Origin of the sequence: Pseudomonas sp. WS 5079, from assembly GCF_012985465.1 — a bacterium.
GTDB lineage: Bacteria > Pseudomonadota > Gammaproteobacteria > Pseudomonadales > Pseudomonadaceae > Aquipseudomonas.
In genome coordinates, this window is the sequence record NZ_JAAQWN010000006.1 from 345,982 (window position 1) to 366,578 (window position 20,597).

The 20,597-nt window shown below is 63.3% G+C and carries 22 protein-coding genes; 7 read left to right on the forward strand and 15 right to left on the reverse strand.

Features of this window, described 5'->3' with window-relative positions; all coding sequences use genetic code 11:
• The first annotated feature begins 32 nt into the window (after window positions 1-32).
• The 3 genes from metF (at window position 33) to HBO05_RS18195 (ending at window position 3,916) form a co-directional block, all read left to right on the forward strand.
• The gene (gene metF, locus HBO05_RS18185) at window positions 33-878 is read left to right on the forward strand and encodes a methylenetetrahydrofolate reductase [NAD(P)H] (protein ID WP_172313618.1); all 846 of its coding nucleotides are present in this window, start codon (window positions 33-35) and stop codon (window positions 876-878) included.
• 130 nt (window positions 879-1,008) lie between these two features.
• On the forward strand, window positions 1,009-1,812 hold the full coding sequence (locus tag HBO05_RS18190; RefSeq protein ID WP_172313620.1) for a transporter substrate-binding domain-containing protein: 804 nt from the start codon (window positions 1,009-1,011) through the stop codon (window positions 1,810-1,812).
• A 223-nt stretch (window positions 1,813-2,035) separates the two neighbouring features.
• The gene (locus HBO05_RS18195; RefSeq protein WP_057440348.1) at window positions 2,036-3,916 is read left to right on the forward strand and encodes a DEAD/DEAH box helicase; all 1,881 of its coding nucleotides are present in this window, start codon (window positions 2,036-2,038) and stop codon (window positions 3,914-3,916) included.
• A 227-nt stretch (window positions 3,917-4,143) separates the two neighbouring features.
• On the opposite strand, the gene HBO05_RS18200 is transcribed toward HBO05_RS18195, so the two are convergent.
• Together HBO05_RS18200 and HBO05_RS18205 are read right to left on the reverse strand one after the other, a co-directional pair.
• Entirely contained in the window at window positions 4,144-4,722 is a 579-nt protein-coding gene (locus tag HBO05_RS18200; protein ID WP_169953600.1) for a YceI family protein, read from the reverse strand.
• A 32-nt stretch (window positions 4,723-4,754) separates the two neighbouring features.
• Window positions 4,755-5,306, reverse strand: a complete 552-nt coding sequence (locus tag HBO05_RS18205) for a cytochrome b (RefSeq protein ID WP_169953598.1) — start codon at window positions 5,304-5,306, stop codon at window positions 4,755-4,757.
• A gap of 274 nt (window positions 5,307-5,580) precedes the next feature.
• On the opposite strand from HBO05_RS18205, the gene HBO05_RS18210 reads away from it, so the two are divergent.
• Both HBO05_RS18210 and HBO05_RS18215 read left to right on the forward strand, forming a co-directional pair.
• A complete protein-coding gene (locus tag HBO05_RS18210; RefSeq protein WP_169953596.1) occupies window positions 5,581-6,987 on the forward strand; it encodes an adenosylmethionine--8-amino-7-oxononanoate transaminase in 1,407 nt (468 codons plus the stop codon).
• A 166-nt stretch (window positions 6,988-7,153) separates the two neighbouring features.
• On the forward strand, window positions 7,154-7,873 hold the full coding sequence (locus tag HBO05_RS18215; protein ID WP_169953594.1) for a 16S rRNA (uracil(1498)-N(3))-methyltransferase: 720 nt from the start codon (window positions 7,154-7,156) through the stop codon (window positions 7,871-7,873).
• Between the two features lie 120 nt (window positions 7,874-7,993).
• Here the strand turns inward: HBO05_RS18215 and HBO05_RS18220 are convergent, their stop codons facing one another.
• The 3 genes from HBO05_RS18220 to HBO05_RS18230 are packed head-to-tail and all read right to left on the reverse strand — an operon-like array spanning window position 7,994 to window position 10,525.
• A complete protein-coding gene (locus HBO05_RS18220; protein ID WP_169953592.1) occupies window positions 7,994-8,896 on the reverse strand; it encodes a transporter substrate-binding domain-containing protein in 903 nt (300 codons plus the stop codon).
• A gap of 24 nt (window positions 8,897-8,920) precedes the next feature.
• Entirely contained in the window at window positions 8,921-9,274 is a 354-nt protein-coding gene (locus HBO05_RS18225; RefSeq protein ID WP_172313622.1) for a RidA family protein, read from the reverse strand.
• A gap of 9 nt (window positions 9,275-9,283) precedes the next feature.
• Window positions 9,284-10,525 (reverse strand): D-amino acid dehydrogenase, encoded by a 1,242-nt coding sequence (locus HBO05_RS18230; RefSeq protein WP_172313624.1) that lies wholly within the window; start codon window positions 10,523-10,525, stop codon window positions 9,284-9,286.
• A gap of 106 nt (window positions 10,526-10,631) precedes the next feature.
• On the opposite strand from HBO05_RS18230, the gene HBO05_RS18235 reads away from it, so the two are divergent.
• Window positions 10,632-11,534, forward strand: coding sequence for a LysR substrate-binding domain-containing protein (locus HBO05_RS18235; protein WP_172313626.1), 903 nt, complete (start codon window positions 10,632-10,634; stop codon window positions 11,532-11,534).
• A gap of 95 nt (window positions 11,535-11,629) precedes the next feature.
• Here the strand turns inward: HBO05_RS18235 and HBO05_RS18240 are convergent, their stop codons facing one another.
• Window positions 11,630-12,247: a hemolysin III family protein gene (locus tag HBO05_RS18240; protein ID WP_057440355.1), complete on the reverse strand. Its 618-nt coding sequence runs from the start codon at window positions 12,245-12,247 to the stop codon at window positions 11,630-11,632.
• Between the two features lie 132 nt (window positions 12,248-12,379).
• On the opposite strand from HBO05_RS18240, the gene HBO05_RS18245 reads away from it, so the two are divergent.
• On the forward strand, window positions 12,380-13,294 hold the full coding sequence (locus HBO05_RS18245) for a LysR substrate-binding domain-containing protein (protein WP_169953584.1): 915 nt from the start codon (window positions 12,380-12,382) through the stop codon (window positions 13,292-13,294).
• Window positions 13,295-13,396: 102 nt separating this feature from the next.
• Here the strand turns inward: HBO05_RS18245 and madM are convergent, their stop codons facing one another.
• The 9 genes from madM to mdcA all read right to left on the reverse strand — a co-directional run bounded on the left by madM (window position 13,397) and on the right by mdcA (window position 20,556).
• Window positions 13,397-14,161, reverse strand: a complete 765-nt coding sequence (gene madM, locus HBO05_RS18250; RefSeq protein WP_172313628.1) for a malonate transporter subunit MadM — start codon at window positions 14,159-14,161, stop codon at window positions 13,397-13,399.
• Between the two features lie 5 nt (window positions 14,162-14,166).
• Window positions 14,167-14,559: a malonate transporter subunit MadL gene (gene madL, locus HBO05_RS18255; RefSeq protein ID WP_169953580.1), complete on the reverse strand. Its 393-nt coding sequence runs from the start codon at window positions 14,557-14,559 to the stop codon at window positions 14,167-14,169.
• 66 nt (window positions 14,560-14,625) lie between these two features.
• A complete protein-coding gene (gene mdcH, locus HBO05_RS18260; RefSeq protein WP_169953578.1) occupies window positions 14,626-15,531 on the reverse strand; it encodes a malonate decarboxylase subunit epsilon in 906 nt (301 codons plus the stop codon).
• The gene (locus HBO05_RS18265; protein WP_172313630.1) at window positions 15,528-16,124 is read right to left on the reverse strand and encodes a malonate decarboxylase holo-ACP synthase; all 597 of its coding nucleotides are present in this window, start codon (window positions 16,122-16,124) and stop codon (window positions 15,528-15,530) included. Before HBO05_RS18265 ends, mdcH begins: the two co-directional genes overlap by 4 nt.
• Window positions 16,118-16,897 carry a biotin-independent malonate decarboxylase subunit gamma gene (gene mdcE, locus HBO05_RS18270; protein WP_172313632.1) on the reverse strand — a complete coding sequence of 260 codons (780 nt, stop codon included), beginning with the start codon at window positions 16,895-16,897 and terminating at the stop codon, window positions 16,118-16,120. The genes HBO05_RS18265 and mdcE overlap by 7 nt, the downstream gene beginning before the upstream one ends.
• Window positions 16,894-17,736 (reverse strand): biotin-independent malonate decarboxylase subunit beta, encoded by an 843-nt coding sequence (locus tag HBO05_RS18275; RefSeq protein ID WP_172313634.1) that lies wholly within the window; start codon window positions 17,734-17,736, stop codon window positions 16,894-16,896. The genes mdcE and HBO05_RS18275 overlap by 4 nt, the downstream gene beginning before the upstream one ends.
• Complete coding sequence (locus HBO05_RS18280) at window positions 17,729-18,028, reverse strand: malonate decarboxylase subunit delta (RefSeq protein ID WP_057960874.1); 300 nt, start codon at window positions 18,026-18,028, stop codon at window positions 17,729-17,731. The genes HBO05_RS18275 and HBO05_RS18280 overlap by 8 nt, the downstream gene beginning before the upstream one ends.
• Window positions 18,028-18,885, reverse strand: coding sequence for a triphosphoribosyl-dephospho-CoA synthase (locus tag HBO05_RS18285; protein WP_172313636.1), 858 nt, complete (start codon window positions 18,883-18,885; stop codon window positions 18,028-18,030). Before HBO05_RS18285 ends, HBO05_RS18280 begins: the two co-directional genes overlap by 1 nt.
• Complete coding sequence (mdcA, locus tag HBO05_RS18290; protein ID WP_172313638.1) at window positions 18,886-20,556, reverse strand: malonate decarboxylase subunit alpha; 1,671 nt, start codon at window positions 20,554-20,556, stop codon at window positions 18,886-18,888.
• Window positions 20,557-20,597 lie beyond the last annotated feature (41 nt).

A 20,597-nucleotide genomic window follows, 5' to 3' on the forward strand; every position in this document is an offset into this window, starting at 1 on the left:
TTCCGGTTTTATGAGTTTTCAAGGGTATTACCATGTCCCAAGACCGTCGCTACAGCTTCGAGTTCTTCCCGACCAAGACCGATGCTGGGCATGAAAAGTTGATGGCGACTGCCAAGCAGTTGGCCAGCTACAACCCCGATTTCTTCTCCTGCACCTACGGCGCAGGCGGCTCGACCCGTGATCGTACGATCAACACCGTGCTGCAGCTGGAAAGCCAGGCCAAGGTGCCTGCCGCGCCGCACCTGTCGTGCGTGGGCGACAGCAAGGACGACCTGCGCGGCCTGCTGACCCAATACAAGGCCGCCGGCATCAAGCGTATCGTCGCCCTGCGCGGTGACCTGCCGTCCGGCATGGGCATGGCCAGCGGCGAGCTGCGCTACGCCAATGACCTGGTGAGCTTCATCCGTGAAGAAACCGGTGATCACTTCCATATCGAAGTGGCTGCTTATCCGGAAATGCACCCGCAAGCGCGCAACTTCGAAGACGATCTCAACAACTTCGTGCGCAAGGCCAATGCCGGCGCCAACAGTGCGATCACCCAGTACTTCTTCAACGCCGACAGCTACTTCTACTTCGTCGAGCGCGTGCAGGCCCTGGGCGTGAACATCCCGATCGTGCCGGGCATCATGCCGATCACCAACTACAGCAAGCTGGCGCGCTTCTCTGACGCCTGCGGTGCAGAAATCCCACGCTGGGTACGCAAGCAGCTGGAAGCCTACGGCGATGACGTCAAGAGCATCCAGGCCTTCGGCGAGCAGGTCATCAGTGAAATGTGCGAAACCTTGCTGCAAGGTGGCGCACCGGGGCTGCACTTCTACACCCTGAACCAGGCTGACCCGAGCCTGGCGATCTGGAACAACCTCAAGCTGCCACGCTGAGGCTGCCCCCTTTGTACCGCCGGCCAGGATTCCTTCCCGGCTCGGCGGCACAATAAAAGTTCAGGTTTGCCGCCTGAAGATCCCCGATCCAGAGCTTCTCTTTAACCTGAGACAGTCGTAACCTCAGGGTATGCCCGTCATTCTCCAGCTGTTGAGCGCTGTTCTTTTCACTTGCCTGAGCCTGACCGCCCACGGCGAGAAACTGCGCATTGTCACCGAGCCCTGGGCACCTTACGTCTACGAAGAAAACGGCCAGATGCGCGGGCTCGACTACGAGACTACCGTCATCGTGTTCCAGCGCCTGGGGATCGAGGTGCAGTGGCAGTTCCTGCCCTGGAAACGCTGCCTGGTCATGCTCGACCAAGGCCTGGCCGACGGCGCGCTGGATATTTTCCACAGCCACGAACGCGACGCGGCGCTGCTTTACCCCAGCGAACCGTTGTCCCAGGTTGAGTTTGTGATGTTCTACGCCAACCAGCGCCCGCATCCGTTCCAGACCCTGGATGAGCTCAAAGGGCTGACCATCGGCACCTCCCCCGGTTACCTGTATAGCGCCGGGTTCAGCGAATCCACGCTGTTTACCCGCGAACCGGCCCCCAGCCATGAGGCTAACTTCGGCAAATTGGCCCGTGGCCGGATCGATCTGGTGATCACCGACCGCCGGGTCGGCCAGCATGTGCTCAAGGAATTGGGCCTGGAGCACCAGGTCACCCAGGCGCCGCCGGTGATCAGCAGCCAGAAACAATTCCTCGCCGTACGCCGTGGCGCGGGCATGGACCTGCTGGTCCAGCGTTTTGGTGCCGAGCTCAAACGTTTCAAGCAAGAGCCCGCCTACGCGGCCCTGAGTGCCAAATATGCCGGCGCCGGGACCCAGATAGCCCCGTCGCCGCTGCTGGACGACACCGTTGAGCAGCAGGAAAGCAGCGCGCAGTGAATGCTCTGTTATACTCCGGCCTTTCCGCCAGGCTTACGCCCGGCCGCTGTGGTCGTATCACAGGCATCCAACCCCGCTACTGCGCAGCTTTGCAGCCCGCGCGAGCCATTGGAGTGCCTGCCAGCCCCAGCAGGACCGGACGGGGTTGCGTTCCTCTAAACGCCATTCGCGCCCGGCAAGATTATCCCTTTGGGCCAAGCCCTAACTACAAACAGGATTACTCATGTCCTTTGCTTCCCTCGGTCTCTCCGAGGCTTTAGTCCGCGCCATCGAGGCAGCGGGCTATACCGAGCCTACTCCGGTGCAACAGCGGGCTATTCCCGCCGTGTTGCAAGGTCGCGACCTGATGGTCGCGGCTCAGACAGGTACTGGTAAAACCGGCGGCTTCGCCCTCCCGATTCTGGAGCGGTTGTTCCCCAACGGTCACCCGGACAAATCCCAGCGTCACGGCCCGCGCCAACCCCGCGTACTGGTCCTGACCCCTACCCGCGAACTCGCCGCACAAGTGCATGACAGCTTCAAGCTGTACGCTCGCGACCTGAAGTTCGTCAGCGCCTGCATCTTCGGCGGCGTCGGCATGAACCCACAGGTTCAGGCCATGTCCCGCGGGGTTGACGTGCTGGTCGCCTGCCCTGGTCGTTTGCTCGACCTGTGCGGCCAAGGCAGCGTCGATCTGTCCCACGTGGAAATCCTCGTGCTGGACGAAGCCGACCGTATGCTCGACATGGGCTTTGTCCATGACGTGAAGAAAGTCCTCGCGCGCCTGCCGGCCAAGCGTCAGAACCTGCTGTTCTCGGCAACGTTCTCCAACGACATCACGGCCCTCGCCGGCAAGCTGCTGCACAACCCCGAGCGCATCGAGGTCACGCCGCCCAACACCACGGTCGAGCGTATCGAGCAGCGGGTGTTCCGCCTGCCAGCCAGCCACAAGCGCTCGCTGCTGGCTCACCTGATCACCGCTGGCGCCTGGGAACAGGTGCTGGTGTTCACCCGCACCAAGCACGGCGCCAACCGCCTGGCCGAGTACCTGGACAAGCACGGCCTCACCGCCGTCGCCATCCACGGCAACAAGAGCCAGAACGCGCGGACCAAGGCCCTGGCCGACTTCAAGGCCGGCTCCGTACGGATCCTGGTCGCCACCGATATCGCCGCCCGCGGCCTGGATATCGACCAACTGCCGCACGTGGTCAACTTCGAGCTGCCAAACGTCGATGAAGACTACGTGCACCGTATCGGCCGTACTGGCCGTGCCGGTCGTTCGGGCGAGGCCATTTCCCTGGTCGCCCCGGATGAAGAGAAACTGCTGAAAAGCATCGAGCGCATGACCAAGCAGAAAATCGCCGACGGCGACCTGATGGGCTTCGATGCCAGCACCGTGGAAGCCGAAAAACCGGAAGTGCGCGAGCGTCCGGATGTGCGTAACCCGCGCAACCCACGTGGTCCCAAGGGCGATGGCCCGAACGGCGGCGGTGGTGGCGGTGGTCGTCGCGACAAAGGCAAGGACAAGGGCGGCAAGGACAAGGCGCCTACCAACGGCCGTGGCGAACGCCCAGCCCGTGAGCAAAAGCCCCGTGAAGGCACCCCGGCCCGCGAACAGCGCCAGCCGAGCCAGCCGCCACGTGCCGCGGCCGACCGCGCACCGGACGAGTTCCTCGACGACGACGTGGATAACTTCGGCAACCGCGTCGACTACGTACCCCAGGCCAAGCCGGCCCAGGGCCGTGGTCGCCGCCCAGGTGCCCCGGCACCGGGCGCTGGTGCAGGTGCTCCGCGCACCGGCGGCCAGCCGCAGGGTCGCCAGAACGGTCCACGCAGCAGCAACGGCGCCACCACTGGCACCCCGCCTGCCAAGCGCAATGGCCCGCGCAACGGCGCTCCGCGTGACGGCCAGGCCCGTCGCGAAGAGTCGCGCAACCGCCGCCCTGCGCGTGATGAGCAGCCACGCGCCTCGGAACCTGCCGTGCAGAACCCGCGCAGCGGCACCACGCCGAAGATCATCCACAAGGAGTCGAAAAGCGATCGCTTCCCGACACCTGAGCAGTTGGATCAACTGCCAGGCCGCCCTCGTGGTGAAAAACCAGCGTTGCTGACCCGCAACCGCTGATTTTCAAAGCGCCATAAAAATGCCCCGAATCGAAAGATCCGGGGCATTTTTTTGGACTCGACATCGATCAACTGTGGGAGCTGGCTTGCCTGCGATGACGGGATTTCAGCCTGCATCGCAGGTGGCTGACCTGCCGCTATCGCAGGCAAGCCAGCTCCTACATTGACCGTATTCCAGGCTAAAAAAAACCGGATCTCACGATCCGGTTTTTTATGCAGCCTGCGAATTTACTTCGCTTTGACACCTTCCAGCGAGATGTCCAGGTCCACGGTCTGGGAAGTCGGGCCTGGGCCTTTGATGCCGAAGTCATTCAGGTTCAGCGTAGTCTTGGCGTTGAAGCCAGCACGTTCGCCGCCCCACGGATCCTTGCCTTCACCGTTGAACGTGGCCTTGAAGGTCACAGGCTTGGTCACACCATGGAAGGTCAGGTCGCCGGTCACGTCAGCAGTTTTTTCGCCGGTTGGTTTAACTGCGGTCGAAACGAACTTGGCATCGGCGAACTTGCCAACGTCCAGGAAGTCCTTGCTGGCGATGTGCTTGTCACGTTCAGCGTGGTTGGACCACAGGCTGGCGGTTTTCACGTCGACGGCGATTTTGCTCGCTTCAGGCTTGGCGGCATCCCAGCTGAACGTACCATCCCAGTCCTTGAAGGTACCGTGGATGTAGCTGTAGCCCAGGTGGCTGATTTTCCAATCGATGAAGGCGTGCTGCCCTTCCTTGTCGATCTTGTAATCAGCAGCCATCACCTGACCAGCAGACAGCAGAGCAGAACCAATTGCCAGAGCGGCGAGAGTCTTTTTCAACATGCTTTCTATTCCTTGTGAGTCGAGGTTGAACATCAGGCTTTGCGCCCCAGCATACGAACCAGGGTCGCGTCACGATCAATGAAGTGGTGCTTCAACGCGGCCACGCCATGCAGGCCGGCAAACACCACCAGTACCCAGGCCAGGTACAAATGCACCAGCCCGGCTACGTCTGCCTGGTCCGGTAGACCGGAAACCACGGCAGGAATTTCAAACAGGCCAAACACCGGGATCCCGACACCGTCTGCGGTGGAAATCAGGTAGCCGGCAATCATCACGGCAAACAGCCCGAGATACAGGAACGCGTGGCCAAACGCCGCGCCGATCCGGGTCATGCGGCTATAGCTGGCCAGTGGCGGCGGTGGTGGGCTGAGCAGGCGCCAGACAATGCGCACCAACATCACCGCAAACAACGTAATACCAATGCTTTTGTGCAAGTCCGGTGCATCTTTGCGCCATAGGCTGTAGTAGTCGAGGCCGACCATCCACAGGCCCAGCGCGAACAGGCCAAACACCACCAGGGCCACACTCCAGTGGATAACAATGCTGACCCAGCCGTAGCGGGCCGATGTGTTTCGTAGTTGCATTCCCCAAATCCTGTAAGAGCCGTGTCCAAGACTAGCGTGTTACCTATCGATATAAAGCCGAAAATTTCGCTTTGAAATATCGATTTATCCGATGTTGAGCCTATGAACAGTAAATTAACTAGGGATTAAGGACTATTGAGCACAAACGTGACAGACCGTCCTGCATTTACTGCCAATTCACCGTTCATGGGTTGTGACACAGCCCACCATTGCATAGGCTTGCGCGATTGTTTTGCCTGCGCGGGTCACGGCAGCGCTTCGAGGAGACTAAAAGATGGGCTTGAACAACCAGTGGATGCAACGCGATCTGGCGGTGCTGTGGCATCCCTGCACCCAGATGAAAGACCACCAGCAACTGCCGCTGGTGCCGATCAAGCGCGGTGAAGGCGTATGGCTGGAAGACTTCGAAGGCAAGCGCTACCTCGATGCCGTCAGCTCGTGGTGGGTCAACGTGTTCGGCCACGCCAACCCGCGTATCAACCAGCGCATCAAGGATCAGGTGGACCAACTGGAGCACGTGATCCTCGCCGGCTTCAGCCACCAGCCGGTGATCGAGCTGTCCGAGCGCCTGGTCAAGATCACCCCCGAAGGCCTGACCCGCTGCTTCTACGCCGACAATGGCTCGTCGTGCATCGAAGTCGCGCTGAAGATGAGCTTTCACTATTGGCTCAACCGCGGCCAGCCGAACAAAAAGCGCTTTGTCACCCTGACCAACAGCTACCACGGCGAAACCATCGCCGCGATGTCGGTCGGTGATGTGCCGCTGTTCACCGAGACCTACAAGGCGCTGCTGCTGGACACCATCAAGGTGCCAAGCCCGGACTGCTACCTGCGCCCCGCAGGCATGAGCTGGGAAGAACACTCGCGCACCATGTTCCAGGCCATGGAACAGACCCTGGCGGACAACCACGACAGCGTCGCCGCCGTGATCGTCGAACCACTGATCCAGGGCGCCGGTGGCATGCGCATGTACCACCCGGTGTACCTCAAGCTGCTGCGCGAAGCCTGCGACCGGTATGGCGTGCACCTGATCCACGATGAAATCGCCGTGGGCTTCGGCCGTACCGGCAGCATGTTTGCCTGTGAGCAGGCGGGCATCCGCCCGGATTTCCTGTGCCTGTCCAAGGCCCTGACCGGCGGCTACCTGCCGCTGGCCGCCGTGGTCACCACCGAAGATGTGTACAGCGCCTTCTACGACGACTATCCGACCCTGCGCGCCTTCCTGCATTCCCACAGCTACACCGGCAACCCGCTGGCCTGTGCGGCAGCCCTGGCGACCCTGGATATCTTCGAAGAAGACAACGTCATCGAGAACAACAAGGCCCTGGCCCAGCGCATGGCCACCGCCACCGCGCACCTGGTAGACCACCCCCATGTCTCGGAAGTGCGCCAGACTGGCATGGTGCTGGCCATCGAGATGGTGCAGGACAAGGCGACCAAGACCGCCTACCCCTGGCAGGAACGGCGCGGCCTGAAAGTGTTCGAGCATGCCCTGGAACGCGGCGCGCTGCTGCGCCCGCTAGGCAGCGTGGTGTATTTCCTGCCGCCGTATGTGATTACCCCGGAGCAGATCGACTTCCTCGCCGAAGTGGCCACCGAGGGCATTGATATCGCCACCAACAGCAAAGTCAGCGTGGCCGTGCCCAAGGACTTCCACCCAGGCTTTCGCGACCCCGGCTAACCCTCAGCCCCCTGTAGGAGCCGGCTTGCCGGCGAAAAACGTGAGAGCGCCGCGTTCATCCAGGCCCCCTCGTTATCGTTGACCTCCATCGCCGGCAAGCCGGCTCCTACAGTACGCCGTCGCTCCCGCTGCATAGCAACACACACATTATTTGCAGAGAACAGAAATGAGACTGTCGCGTTTTTTCACCGATACCCCGCTAAGCCTTGGCGACCACGAATTGCCCGAAGCCCAGGCGCACTACATCAGCCGCGTGTTGCGCATGAACGAAGGCGATGCCGTGCAACTGTTCGACGGCTCTGGCCAGGAATTTCGCGGCAGCCTGCTGGAAGTCGGGAAAAAACGTGTGACGGTGCAACTGACTGAAGCCTTCGCCGGCCAGGTCGAGTCGCCACTGCACATTCATCTGGGCCAGGGCCTGTCCCGTGGCGAGCGCATGGACTGGGCCATCCAGAAAGCCACCGAGCTTGGGGTCAATGCCATCACGCCGATCTTCAGCGAGCGCTGCGAAGTGCGCCTCAAGGACGAACGTGCCGACAAACGCCTGCTGCACTGGCGCCAGGTCGCAATCAGCGCCTGTGAGCAATGCGGCCGCTCTACGGTGCCGGTGATTCACCCACCGCTGTTGCTGGCCGATTGGTTGAAACAGGCCGAGGCAGATTTGAAGCTGGTGCTGCACCCGGTGGCCGAGCCGCTGGTGAGCCATGCCAAGCCATCGAGCCTGGCGTTTTTGATCGGGCCGGAGGGTGGCTTGACCGATGGTGAAGTCCAGACCGCGCAAGGCGTTGGCTTCCACGCCGCACGCCTGGGGCCGCGGGTGTTGCGCACCGAGACGGCGCCCGTAGTTGCGCTGGCCGTCGCACAACAGCTATGGGGCGACTTCTAACCCCACGTTGCAAACCCAATCAAACTGTAGGAGCTGGCTTGCCTGCGATGGCGGCATCAAGGCCTGCGCAAGACTTGCGGGCCTCATCGCCGGCAAGCCGGCGCCTACAGGCTGGGTGTTTTATTCCACCGGATCACTCACCGGCTTGGCAATGATCGCCTTCAGCTCGCTGGTCATGGGGAACTCCAGGTTCAATCCCTTCGGCGGGATCGGCTGTTCAAACCAGCGCTGGTAGATCCCGTTGATTTCCCCCGAGCTGTACAGCTCGCCCAACGTTTCGTTGACCACCGCCAGAAACTGCGGGTCGTCCTTGCGCACCATGCAGCTGTAAATTTCCCGCGACTGCTCCTCGCCCACCACCACCCACTTGTGCGGGTCCTTGGCCTTGGCACGCTCGCCGTAGAGCAACGCATCGTCCATGTAGAACGCCACGGCCCGGCCCGATTGCAACATCTGGAACGCCTCGCCGTGATCCTTGGCGCTGATCACCGACATATCCAGCTTGTGCTCGTGGTTGTAGCTCTTGAGGAACCGCTCGTTGGTGGTGCCGGCAGTGGTCACCACGTTCTTGCCGCGCAGGTCGGCGAAGCGCTGGATACCGCTGTCGTTGGCGGTGAGCAACTGGCCCTTGACGTAGATAAAGCCATAGGAAAACGCCACCTGCTTCTGCCGCTCGGCCGTCACCCCGGTGGAGCCGCACTCCAGGTCGACGGTGCCGTTGATCACCAACGGAATACGGGTCTGGGAGGTGACCAGGTTGTACTTCACGTTGAGCTGGGGCACGCCGATCTTCTGTTGGATGCGCTCGACAATCTTGCTCGCCAGGTCCACCGAGTAACCCATGGGTTTGCCGGTGTGATCGCCGACATAGGAAAACGGCACCGACGCATCGCGATAGCCCAGGGTGATGCTCTTGGCATTCGCGACCTTGGCCAGGGTGCCCACCAGCGGCGCTTCATTGGCCTGGGCCTGGGCCGCCAGTAACAGCCCGAGGGCCGTGCCGATCAACGTGATTTTTTGCATTGTTATTCTCCGTTGGTTTTCTTGTTATGGGCGGCGTACAGCGATGACGCTGATTTCCACCAGCACACTGGGGCGTGCCAGTTCCGCCTGCAGGGTGGTACGGGTCGGTGCCTGGCCGGGCGTGAGCCAGGCGGACCAGACATCATTCATCGGCGCAAACCCCTCCTGAATGTTCTTCAGGTAGATCGTCGCGTTGAGCAGATGATCCTTGTCGCTGCCGGCTTCGGCCAGCAGCGCATCAATTTTGGCCAGCACCTCGTGGGTCTGGGTGCTTACGTCCTGGCCGTCGCCCGGCACCTGGCCGGAGAGGAAGACCAGGTCCTGGTAGGTCACGGCGCCCGACAGGCGACTGTTACTGTTGATCCGGGTGATGGTCATTGCGCTGTCCTATGCGGCGCGGGGCGCGAGGCCCTGCATATCAATGGAAGGAGTGTGCTGGCCAATCAGTTCGGCCAACACCTGGCCGCTGCCACAGGCCAGGGTGAAACCCAGGGCGCCGTGGCCGAGGTTGAGCCACAGGTTGCGGTACACGCTGGCACCAATCAGCGGCACGCCGCTGGGGGTGGCCGGGCGCATGCCGGCCCATTCGATGGCCTGGCTGTAATCGCCGGCCAAGGGGAACGTCTCACTGGCCTGGCGCTTGATCAGGGCCAGGCGCTTGGGCTCAAGGCCCTTATCGAAGCCGACGATATCGACCATCGCCGCCACCCGCAGTTGTTCGCCGATCCGCGCGTAAACGATCTTGCGGTCATAGTCGGTGATGCTGATGTTCGGCGCGGCGTGCTCCGCGCCAATCGGCACGCTCAGGCTGTAGCCCTTGAGCGGATACAGCGGCAATGCGATGCCCGGCAAGGCCAACTCGGGGCTGCGTACTCCCGCCGCCAGCACCAGGTGCTGCACCGGCATCACCTCGTCACCTAACTCAATCGCCTGCACGGTGCCGTTGGCATGGCGGATACCCGTGACCTTGCGCCCCAGCACAAACCGGCACCGGCCCGACGCTTGCAGGCGCGCCGCCAACTGCTGGCAGAAGCCATGACAGTCCGCCACTTCTTCATTGGGCGTGTAGATACCTCCGACAAAATCCCTGGCCCCCAGGGTCGGCTCCAGCCGCGTGCAATCGGCCGCCGACAGCACTTGCTGTTGCAGGCAATCGAGCACCTTGTTGCGAGCGTGCTCGAAGGTGTGATGGCTGCGAAATGTCACCAGCTTGCCGTTACGTTTCCAGTCGAAGCCGTCCAGCCCGTCTTCTTCGCGCCATTGCTGCAAGGTGCCCTGGCTCAGGGTGGCTAGGCGCAGCAAGTGCCCGGCGTTGCGCTTGTTGACCGATGCCCGGCAGGCGCCAAGGAAGGAGGCCATCCAACGCCATTGCGCCGGGTCCAGGCGCGGGCGCAGCTTTAACGGCGAGTCACCGCGCAGCAGCCAGCCAATGGCTTGCAACGGCACACCTTTGTCCGCCAGCGGCGCAACGTAGCGATAGGACAATTGGCCGCCATTGGCAAAGCTGGTCTCGCTGCCCAGGCTGTCGCGGGCTTCGACCACCGTCACGTCCATGCCGGCGCGCACCAGGGCATAGGCGCTCGCCAGACCGATGACCCCACCGCCAATGATGCAAACCTGCTCAGCCATATCGATTCCCAAGCGTTGTAATGAGCGTCCAAGGGTAGGGGCAGGTGACAGGCGCCGGACAATGAATAAAGATGGGCCACCTATAAACAAAGGTTATGGACTCGTCATGCGCTTGCGTCATATCGAAATCTTCCAGGCCATCCGCCAGACCGGCTCGGTCAGTGCCGCCGCGCAGTTGCTGCATGTCTCGCAACCGGCGGTGACCAAGGTGCTGCAACATGCCGAGCTGCAACTGGGCTTCCCGCTGTTCCTGCGCATACGCGGCAAGCTGCAGCCCACCCCGGAAGCCCTGGCCCTGGAGCGCGAGGTCGATAAGGTCAGCGAAAGCTTGCAAGGCGTGCGGCGCCTGGCGCAGAACCTGCGGCGCGCGCCCGGCCAAAGCCTGCGCATTGGCGCCACGCCGGCCCTGGCCTTGTCACTGCTGCCGCCGGCGATTGGCGAGTGGACCCAGCGCTACCCGGACATCGCCTGCGAACTGTCCAGCGCCCACAGCCGCGAGCTGGTGCAAAACCTGTTGATGCGCGAGATGGATGTGGCGCTGACCCTCAAGTCCCCGGAGCATCCGGGGCTCAAGGCACAGGCATTGGCCCACGGCGTATTGGTAGCCCTGGCGCCACGGGGTTTCTGGCCGGCGGCGGAACTGGGCAAACCCCTGCCCTTGATGGCCCTGGCGGGCACGCCGTTGATTGGCCTGTCGAGTGCCGACCCGCTGTCGGCGCGGCTCGACAGCTATCTGGAAGCGGTCGAACCACCGCCGCGCGTGCGGATCTCGGTGCAGACCTACTCCCTGGCCCGGGCCATGGTGGAGTCCGGCGCCGGCCTGGCGGTGATCGACCCCTTCACCGCGCTGGGCGCATCCACCGACAGCACCTGCATCCGCCCCCTGGCCCCACCGCTGCCCATCACCCTGTATGCCCTGACCCGCGCCGACGAGCCACCGCCGCATATGTTGGCGAGCCTGCTGGAGATCTTTGGCAGCCGTGCCCAGGAGCAGCTAGACCGCCTCTAAACCTGTAAGAGCCGGCTTGCCGGCGATGAGGCCATCAAGTCTTGCGCCAACCTTGCTGACGCCATCGCCGGCAAGCCGGCTCCTACAGAGGTGCGTCAGAGCACGTAGCGCATGATCGCCACAAAATGCAGCAGGCTGCCGCCAATCACAAACAGATGCCAGATCCCGTGGGAGTGCCTTAAACGGTGTTCCAGGGCAAAGAAGATAATCCCCACCGTGTACAACACCCCACCCGACGCCAGCCAGATAAACCCGTCCATGCCCAGCGCGGCAATCAACGGCTTGACCGCCACCAACACAATCCAGCCCATCACCGCGTAAATCACAATCGACAAAATGCGCGCCTCGGAACGCGGCTTGATCTCCTGCAAGATCCCGATCACCGCCAGCCCCCAGACAATCCCGAACAGCGTCCAGCCCCACGGCCCGTGCAGGGTCACCAGGCAAAACGGGGTGTAGCTGCCGGCAATCAGCAGATAGATCGAAAAGTGGTCGACCTTCTGCATGATCGCTTTCTTGCGCCCGCGCACGCTGTGATACACCGTCGAGGCGCTATACAGCACCAGCAGGGTAAAACCGTAGATCGCCACGCTGACGATCTTCCACGGGCTGCCGTCCATGCTCGCCACCACCAGCATCCACACCGCGCCGATAAAGGCTGCCACGGCGCCGAGCAAATGGCTCCAGGCGTTGAATCGTTCTCCGTGATACATGTGTTGCCAACCTCCAAAACTGCTGCATCTACCCCATAAGGCTCAGGCCTGACAGGCGAGAGTGCAAGACCGTTATGACGGTTGCGGCGCTTTAAGGGCACAATCGAACGCATTCGAATAAGAGTCATCGCCATGCTGATCGACGAAGAATTTACCCTCAAGAAACTGGAAATCTTCCTGGCCTTCATGCGCACCGGCAACCTGGCCCGTGCCGCCGCCGAGTTGCAGACCAGCAATGTCAGCGTGCACCGGGCCATCCACTCCCTGGAAAACGCCCTACGCTGCCCGCTGTTCAAGCACGAAGGGCGCAACCTCACCCCCCTGGAAAGCGCCTACGTCCTCGAAGAGCGCGCGCAGAAGCTGGTACAGGATGTGGTCGACAGCGTGCGCCTGACCCGCGAAGCCGCCGGTTTCTCCGCCGAGCGTTTCAAGCTCGGCGCTCTGTATTCGCTGACGGTCAAGACCGTGCCGCAACTGATCATGGGCCTGAAAATCAGGCGTAGCGAGCTCAATATCGACCTGATCCTGGGCTCCAACGTCGACCTGATGTACAAGCTCAAGAACATGGAAGTCGACGCGATCCTGATCTCCCTCGACGACCAGGCCGTCGAGCCGGACTGCGCGCAGATCCAGCTGTTTTGCGACGATATCTTCCTCGCCACCCCCGCCGACTCGCCCCTGGATCGCGAACAGGAAATCGACCTGGCCCAGGTGCGCGATGCCACCTTCATCACCCTGACCCAAGGCTTCGCCACCCACCAGGACGGCGCACGGGTGTTCAAGCAGGCAGGCTTCGAGCCGAAGGTGGCGATGCAGGTCAACGATATCTTTACCCTGCTGAGCATGGTCAGCTCGGGCGTTGGCTATGCGCTGCTGCCGGGAAGGATCGCGGCGGTGTATGAGAACCGGGTCAAGCTGATCCCGTTGCAACCACGCTACCGGTTGCAGCAGCACATTGGCGTGGTGTTCTTGAAGGCCAAGGAGCGCGATCCGAACTTGCTGGCGTTGTTGGCGGAGTGTCGGATGTATGCCAATCGGCAACGTTGAACACTGCCCCTGTAGGAGCCGACTTGCCGGCGATGAGGCCATTCGCCTTGCGACACATCCAAGGCAGCCATCGCCGGCAAGCCGGATCCTACAAAGGGTCGATCAGCCCACCAACCCGCGCATCAGCAAAAACAACAACGAAGGCCCCAACAAACACCCCAGCGCCGTATAAAACGCCGCCGTCAGGCAGCCATAAGGCACCAGCTTCGGATCAGTCGCCGCCAACCCACCGGCCACGCCGCTGGAGGTGCCCATCAGCCCGCCAAAGATCACCGCACTGCGCGGGCTGTTCAGGCCAATCAGCGGGGCGACGAACGGGGTCATCACCATCACCAGAATGGCCTTGATCAACCCCGCCGCGATGGACAGCGCCATCACCTCGGAACTGGCGCCAATCGCCGCCCCGGTCACCGGCCCGACGATGTAGGTCACGGCCCCGGCGCCGATGGTGGTCAGGCTCACCGCATCGGTATAACCAAACGCCATGGCCACTCCGACGCCTGCGATAAACGACGAGCCAACGCCGACAAACAACGCCAGCACCCCCACATATCCAGCACGCTTGAGCTCATCGACGCTCACCCCAAACGCGGTGGCCACGATGGCAAAGTCCCGCAGCATCGCCCCGCCCAGCAGGCCGATGCCCGACAGCAACGGGATATCCACCACGCCCTTGGCCCCGCCGGTAAACGCACCACCCACATAGGACAGCACCAGCCCCAGCAGGATCGCGATGGCCGAACCATGCAGGCGACCTTTGGTGAAGGTGTCGCTGATCCAGTAGGACACCCACATGGTCAGGCCGATCACCGCAAAACCGCTGATCAGGCCGTAGCCGCTGATGACTTTCATCAAGGATTCGTACATGGCGCTCACCCTGCCGACTTGGGAGTGACAACCGCTTCCGGCTCACGCTTGCCGATGCGCACCAGCACCGGCACCAGGGCAAATGCCACCACCACCGCGCTGGTGCCGGCGAGGATCGCCATCGGGCCGCCACTGATCGCGCCATACACGTTTTGCTGGGCCGCCATGGCCACCACAATGGGAATGTACACCGCCGCCCAGAAGCTCACGCCCTGCTCGGATTTGCCGGTAAACAGGCCACGCTTGGCGAGGTAACTGCCCAGGCCGATCAGCAGCAACATCGCGATCCCCACCCCGCCGACGTTGGCCGGGATGCCCATCCATTTGCCCAATAGCTCGCCGACGAACAGGCCCGCCAGGGTACACAGGGCCAGAAACGCCACACCGTAAATAATCATGCTGGTAGTCCTCTTGATGCTTGATCGAAATTGTTGTTTTTGTGCTTCGAAAGCCAAGCTCACGCTTTATCGGTGGTGGCGGCCCTCCTGTTCCAGCAAGGCCTGCAAGGTGTCCAGGCGCGCACCTTCGAAGGCAATCACGGTGCCTTGCTCAAACACCCGCCGCGCCAGGCCGGTGAGGACTGTGCCCGGAGGCAGCTCGATGTGCAGGCGCACGCCGCGCTCATAGGCGCTTTGCACGGTGCCGCGCCAATCGACGAGGCGACACATGTTGAACGCCAGGTCGTCACGCAACTGCGCCGGATCGCGGATCGGCCGCGCCCGGCTGCTACTCAGGTAAGTAATGGCCGGCGCCTTGAGCGCGACCTTGGCAAACGCTTCAGCGAGGGCCTGGGCCGGTTGCTCCAGCAGTGCGCAATGGGACGGCACGCTGACGGCCAGGCGCTTGGCCACGCCCTGGCCTTTGACGCGGTTGGCCACCCGTTGCATGGCGGCATCGCTGCCGGCGATCACGCACTGGTTATCGGCATTGATATTGGCCAGGTACACCGGGGTTTGCGCGCTGTGGACCTCGGCGAGCACGCTTTCGACGGTGGATAACTCCAGGCCGATCAGCGCTGTCATGCCGTAGCCCTGTGGATAAGCGTGCTGCATCAGTTCACCGCGCAGGCTGACCAGCCGCAGCGCATCGGCAAACGCCAGGGCCCCGGCGATCACTGCCGCCGGATAAGCGCCGATGGACAGGCCCGCCACATAGTCCGGTGTGTGTTGCAACTCACGGGCATGGGCCACGCCGGCGATCAGCAGGCACAGTTGCACGGCGCGGGTGCTGGCCAGGGCCTGCGCCGAATCGAGCTGGCGCACCTCTTGTCCCAAGGTATCGCTGGCTTCATCGAGGACGTTGGCAGGCAATTGCTGGAGCATGCCCGGGCGTTGGGCACCCTGCCCCGGAAACACCAGGAGGCTGCTCATGCCACGGCCTGCCAAGGGTCGATCACCAGATGCGCACCGCTGGCGTTTTTCAGCAGCACCCGCAGCGATGGGCCGGCCCATTCGCGCAAGGCCACCGCGCCATAGGGGGTTTGCAATTGCAGGTCCACGGCACACGCTGCGGTGTCCAGAATCGCCAGCAGCGCCTCGGCATCACCGCGATCAAGCCGCTCGGGCGCGCGTAGCAGCAAATCCAGATCGCTCTGGGCATGCAGTGCCTCAATGCCCGTGGCCAACTCGAAACCCGCGCTGCCCGTCACACCCCACACCTCTTGCGCCAGTACCGGCCGCAGTTGGTCGAGGGCACGCAACGCCGGTAAATCCCGGGGCGAGATCACCCCGCACAGGGCCTCGGGTGTCACTCGCCGTTGCACAGCCGCCACGGGCATCACGGCCGCAAAGCGCTGCTCCCGCAAACGTCCACGCACACCCACCGCCACATAGCCCGGTTCGGCCAGCGCCCGGCGCACCACCACCGGCTGCCCCGCCCCGATCACCGCCAGTACCCAGGCCGGTGCGTCAGCGGGCACGTGCGCCGGGGCCATGCCCCAGAGCAAGTCGTGGGCGTTCACCATTGTTCCCGCAACAGCTGGCGTACATGGCTGGACGCGGCACGATTGACGGCGCCCAGGCGCCCGCGCAAATCGCGCACGCCGCTGTTCTGCACATCCTTGATCGCCTGCACCAGGCAATCCCTGACCCGCGCCAGGTCGTCGGCGGTCGGTTGTTCGATCTGGCTGACCGTGAGGGTTTCCCAGAGCAAGCCGAGGCTGGCATAGCTGTCGATGTCATAGGCCATGGGCGGCACGCTGGCGGCCAGGGCTTCGAGTTCTTCGACGCTACGCAAGGTGACCCGCGCCGCCGAGGCCTTGCCCATGGCGTGCACCATCACCCCAGGGTCGCGCAGGGCAATCAGGCGGTTGGCCTGGTAGCCATGGGCGAGAAACGCCCCGGACATGGCCTTGCCCACCAGCAACCCGATCACCGGGTGCCCGGCCAAACGGGCGCGGGCATAACTGTCCGCCGCCGCCGCCAGGGCCTGATGAATGCCCAGGGCTTCTTCGCGACGGCCATAGGCCTGGCTCGGCACGTCGACAATAGCCACAATCGGGCGTTGATCGCCGCGGGCGATGGTTTCATCCACCGCCTTGGCCAGGCCCCAGCCTTCCAGCAACCCAACCTCACCTTGGCGGGCGCGGGGGAAGCGGTTGGCAGCATCGGGCACCACCGCGATAAACCGCACGGCCTGCTCGCCGAGCACGCCATCAGCAACTTTCAACGAAGCCGGCAAACCCGCCACCGGCGCCGCATCCGCGCGCAATGCGTTGAACCAGTGCAAGCCTCTCATGAGCGTTCTCCCTGATACAGGTCACGAACCGTGGCCGGCTCGATCTGCGGTTCGGCGTCCAGCGCAGCCAGGCGCGCCAGGTAATAGTCGGCCTGGCGGCTGCGCGGCGCTGCCGGCAAACCTTGCTGCAACAGTTCGCTGATCTGCTGGCGGATCTGCGCCACATCGTCCGCCACATAACGGTCGGCCAGGCCGCTGTTGAAGCGCTGCTCGCCGCCGGTCAGGCTCCAGATGAAGGGCCGGTCACGGGAGTCGTATTCTTCAAGGCCGGCTTCCTGTTCGATCACTTGCGGGCCGTTCAAGCCCAGGCGCGCTTCACGGGTCACCACCAGGTAGCTGCACAGGCCCGCGGCAATGGACATGCCGCCAAAACAGCCAACGCTGCCGGCCACTACGCCGATCACCGGTTGGTACTGGCGCAGGTCGACAATCGCCGCGTGGATATCGGCAATCGCCGCCAGCCCGAGGTTGGCCTCCTGCAGGCGCACGCCGCCGGTTTCCAGCAGCAGCACCGCACGCGTCGGGATGCCGTTGCGGTTGTCCTCGGCGGCCAGTTCCAGGGCACCGGCGATTTTTGCGCCACCCACTTCACCGAGGCTGCCGCCCTGGAAATTACCTTCGATGGCGGCGATCACCAGTGGCAGGCCATCGAGGGTGCCCTTGGCAATCACCACCCCGTCGTCAGCCTGCGGCACCACGCCCTGGCGGCTCAACCACGGCGACATCACGCGCTGGAACGGGTCGATCAATTCACGGTAGCTGCCGGCATCGAGCAAGGCCTTGGCCCGCTGGCGGGCGCCGAGTTCGACGAAGCTGTGCCGGTTGAGTAAATCAGTCATGGCCAAGCTCCTCGAAACCTTGCTCCAGGCGCAAACGCACCACGCCGGGGGTGGCGCCAAAATCGTGGATCTGAATGTTCAGCGCCGGTGGGGTCTGCTCCTGGAAAATTCGCTGGAACAGGTGCTGCCAACGCTGCTCGGCGCCGTTGACCGAGGTTTGCACCTGGATGCTCAAGGTGCCCGCCGTGCCCGGTTCCAGCAGCACTTCAAGGTCGCCGGAACCGACGCAGCCCACCAGCGCGCGGCCTTTGGGCGGCTGCCCGGCGGGGAATTCAAAGGATAGGGTTTCCATCAAAACGCTCCGTCGCAAGACTCGATGCGGTCGATAAACAGGCAGGCGGCCAACAGGTCGGCGGCGCCACCGGGGGAGGCATTCAGGGCCAGCAGTTGCTGGTCCAGCTCATTGAGGCGACGCCGCCCGGCCAGGCTCGCGCTGCCGCCCGCATCCAGCACGGCCTGGGCGCCCCGTTGCATCGCCTGCAAGCCATCGGTGCCGGCGCGGTAGAGCACGCAGGTGTCAGCCAGTTGGGTCATGATCGCCAGCAGCGCATCGAGGCGCGCGTTCTGCTCGCCGTGTTGTTGCAAACGGCTTGCGTGCAGTTGCGGCAGGCCCCGTTGCAGCACTGCGGGGAAGCCCAGTTGCGCTTCTTCGCGGGCGCCACGTACGCCATAGCGCTGCGCGACTTGCGCGCCATGGCTCAGCGGTTGCGGTGCATAACGGTCATTGAGCAGGGCCAGGCGCGCAGCCCTTAAAGTCAGCGCATTGGCCGTGCGCGAGGCAGGTGCCAGCGCGGCGGCGGCCACCAGCAGGCCAAGGGCCCAGATCGCGCCACGGTGGGTATTCACGCCCTGGGTGGTGGCGAGCATCGCCTGTTCGCCTTCGCGGCCGATCCGGCCGAGGGCTTCGCGCAGCGGCAGGCCGATCTCGCCCAGGGCAATCGCCGCTTCGGCCATTTCCTTGAAGGCCGGCCACAAGGACAGCGCCGACGCGTGCATCAGGCCCAGGTGCAAATCCTGATGGGCGCCATTGCCACGCCGATCCACCAGCGCCGGCTTGGGCGACAGGTCCGCTTCGTCGATCAGTGCATCGACCGCCAGGTCCGCCAGTTGCTCGGCCAGGGTCAGTGTGTGCAGTTTGAGTGCGTGCATTTACCAGCTCCTGAACTTGGCGGGCGGGTTGTACAGGCCACCGGACCAGTCCACCAGGTCGGCCACGCTTTTGGCCGCCAGCAGCTCGCGAGTGGCGTCGGTGCGGCGGATGCCGAGGTCTTCGGGCAAGGCAATCAGGCCTTCGCGGCGCATGCGCGCGGTGTCCTTGGGGTTGTGGCGCAGGCCGATGGCGGTCACCCCGGCGACCGCCGCGATCATCGCCTGGCGCTCTTCCAGGGAGCGCGCCTTGTACAGGTAGGCGATGCCTTCTTCGGTGAGCAAGTGGGTCACGTCGTCGCCGTAAATCATGATCGGCGCCAGGGGCATGCCGCTTTTGCGCGCCACTTCCACTGCGTCGAGGGTGTCGACGAAGGTCGGTTTGCCGCCCTCCTGGAAGGTCTCGACCATCTGCACCACCAGCTTTTTGCCGCGCTCCAGCAAGGCTTCGGGGGCATCGTCGTGGCGCATATCGAGCCAGGCCGGGGTGCCGTGGCGGCGCCCGCGTGGGTCGTGGCCCATGTTCGGCGCACCGCCAAACCCGGCGAGCCGGCCTCGGGTCACGGTGGACGAATGACCGTCACCATCCACCTGCAAAGTGGCGCCGATAAACAGGTCCACCGCGTATTGCCCCGCCAGTTGGCAGAACATCCGGTTGGAGCGCAACGAGCCGTCGCGACCGGTGAAGAACACATCCGGGCGCGCGGCGATGTAGCTTTCCATGCCCAGTTCGGTGCCGAAGCAATGCACGCTTTCAACCCAGCCGCTTTCGATGGCGGGGATCAACGTGGGGTGCGGGTTGAGGGTCCAGTTGCGGCAGATCTTGCCTTTAAGGCCCAGGGACTCACCGTAGGTCGGCAGGATCAGTTCAATCGCGGCGGTATTGAAACCAATGCCATGGTTCAGCGACTGCACGTTGTGTTTTTCGTAGATGCCACGGATCGCCATCATCGCCATCAGCACATGCACCGGCTTGATATGCCGGGGGTCGCGGGTGAACAGCGGTTCGATATAGAAGGGCTTGTCGGCCACCACCACGAAATCCACCCAACTGGCCGGGATGTCCACGCGGGGCAAGTCGCTGACGTCGTCCACCAATTGGTTGACCTGCACGATGACGATGCCATCGCTGAACGCCGCCGGCTCGATCAGCGCCGGGGTGTCTTCGGTGCTGGGGCCGGTGTAGATATTGCCGGCGCGGTCGGCCATGAAGCCTGCGGACAGCACCACGTTGGGGATCAGGTCTACGACCAGTCGCGCATAGAGTTCGATGTAGGTGTGGATCGCGCCGACTTCCAGCAGGCCGTCTTCAAGCAGCTGGCTGATGCGCAGGGATTGGGTGCCGGCAAACGAGAAATCGAGCTTGCGGGCGATGCCCTTTTCAAACAGGTCCAGGTGCTCGGAGCGCCCGACGCTGGGCATGATCATGTGCAAATCGTGGAGCACGGCCGGGTCGGCCTTGGCCAGGGAACGCGAGAGAAAGTCGGCCTGCTTCTGGTTATTGCCTTCCAGCACCACGCGGTCGCCGGGCAGGATCAGGGCTTGCAGGGCCTCGACGATCCTGTCGCTGGGCAGCACGGCCCCGTCGGCAAACGCCTGGACCAGCCCGAGCCGCCGCTGCTTCTCGTCGCGGCGCCGCGTCCAGCGCGAGTCGGGGGTTATTGTTGTTGTCATGATCGCTCCACGGGTTCGCTGTCGTGGGGCTCACCATAGGA

Excerpts from the sequence above, each read along its gene's own strand:
- mdcH (WP_169953578.1), bottom strand. The coding sequence starts at position 15,531 with ATGAGCAGCCTCCTGGTGTTTCCGGGGCAGGGTGCCCAACGCCCGGGC.
- HBO05_RS18205 (WP_169953598.1), bottom strand. The coding sequence starts at position 5,306 with ATGCAACTACGAAACACATCGGCCCGCTACGGCTGGGTCAGCATTGTT.
- HBO05_RS18285 (WP_172313636.1), bottom strand. The coding sequence starts at position 18,885 with ATGCACGCACTCAAACTGCACACACTGACCCTGGCCGAGCAACTGGCG.
- HBO05_RS18275 (WP_172313634.1), bottom strand. The coding sequence starts at position 17,736 with ATGACTGATTTACTCAACCGGCACAGCTTCGTCGAACTCGGCGCCCGC.
- mdcE (WP_172313632.1), bottom strand. The coding sequence starts at position 16,897 with ATGAGAGGCTTGCACTGGTTCAACGCATTGCGCGCGGATGCGGCGCCG.
- HBO05_RS18215 (WP_169953594.1), top strand. The coding sequence starts at position 7,154 with ATGAGACTGTCGCGTTTTTTCACCGATACCCCGCTAAGCCTTGGCGAC.
- madM (WP_172313628.1), bottom strand. The coding sequence starts at position 14,161 with ATGTACGAATCCTTGATGAAAGTCATCAGCGGCTACGGCCTGATCAGC.
- HBO05_RS18190 (WP_172313620.1), top strand. The coding sequence starts at position 1,009 with ATGCCCGTCATTCTCCAGCTGTTGAGCGCTGTTCTTTTCACTTGCCTG.
- HBO05_RS18280 (WP_057960874.1), bottom strand. The coding sequence starts at position 18,028 with ATGGAAACCCTATCCTTTGAATTCCCCGCCGGGCAGCCGCCCAAAGGC.
- HBO05_RS18220 (WP_169953592.1), bottom strand. The coding sequence starts at position 8,896 with ATGCAAAAAATCACGTTGATCGGCACGGCCCTCGGGCTGTTACTGGCG.
- HBO05_RS18200 (WP_169953600.1), bottom strand. The coding sequence starts at position 4,722 with ATGTTGAAAAAGACTCTCGCCGCTCTGGCAATTGGTTCTGCTCTGCTG.
- HBO05_RS18210 (WP_169953596.1), top strand. The coding sequence starts at position 5,581 with ATGGGCTTGAACAACCAGTGGATGCAACGCGATCTGGCGGTGCTGTGG.
- mdcA (WP_172313638.1), bottom strand. The coding sequence starts at position 20,556 with ATGACAACAACAATAACCCCCGACTCGCGCTGGACGCGGCGCCGCGAC.
- HBO05_RS18235 (WP_172313626.1), top strand. The coding sequence starts at position 10,632 with ATGCGCTTGCGTCATATCGAAATCTTCCAGGCCATCCGCCAGACCGGC.
- HBO05_RS18225 (WP_172313622.1), bottom strand. The coding sequence starts at position 9,274 with ATGACCATCACCCGGATCAACAGTAACAGTCGCCTGTCGGGCGCCGTG.
- HBO05_RS18230 (WP_172313624.1), bottom strand. The coding sequence starts at position 10,525 with ATGGCTGAGCAGGTTTGCATCATTGGCGGTGGGGTCATCGGTCTGGCG.
- HBO05_RS18240 (WP_057440355.1), bottom strand. The coding sequence starts at position 12,247 with ATGTATCACGGAGAACGATTCAACGCCTGGAGCCATTTGCTCGGCGCC.
- HBO05_RS18265 (WP_172313630.1), bottom strand. The coding sequence starts at position 16,124 with ATGGTGAACGCCCACGACTTGCTCTGGGGCATGGCCCCGGCGCACGTG.
- metF (WP_172313618.1), top strand. The coding sequence starts at position 33 with ATGTCCCAAGACCGTCGCTACAGCTTCGAGTTCTTCCCGACCAAGACC.
- HBO05_RS18195 (WP_057440348.1), top strand. The coding sequence starts at position 2,036 with ATGTCCTTTGCTTCCCTCGGTCTCTCCGAGGCTTTAGTCCGCGCCATC.
- HBO05_RS18245 (WP_169953584.1), top strand. The coding sequence starts at position 12,380 with ATGCTGATCGACGAAGAATTTACCCTCAAGAAACTGGAAATCTTCCTG.
- madL (WP_169953580.1), bottom strand. The coding sequence starts at position 14,559 with ATGATTATTTACGGTGTGGCGTTTCTGGCCCTGTGTACCCTGGCGGGC.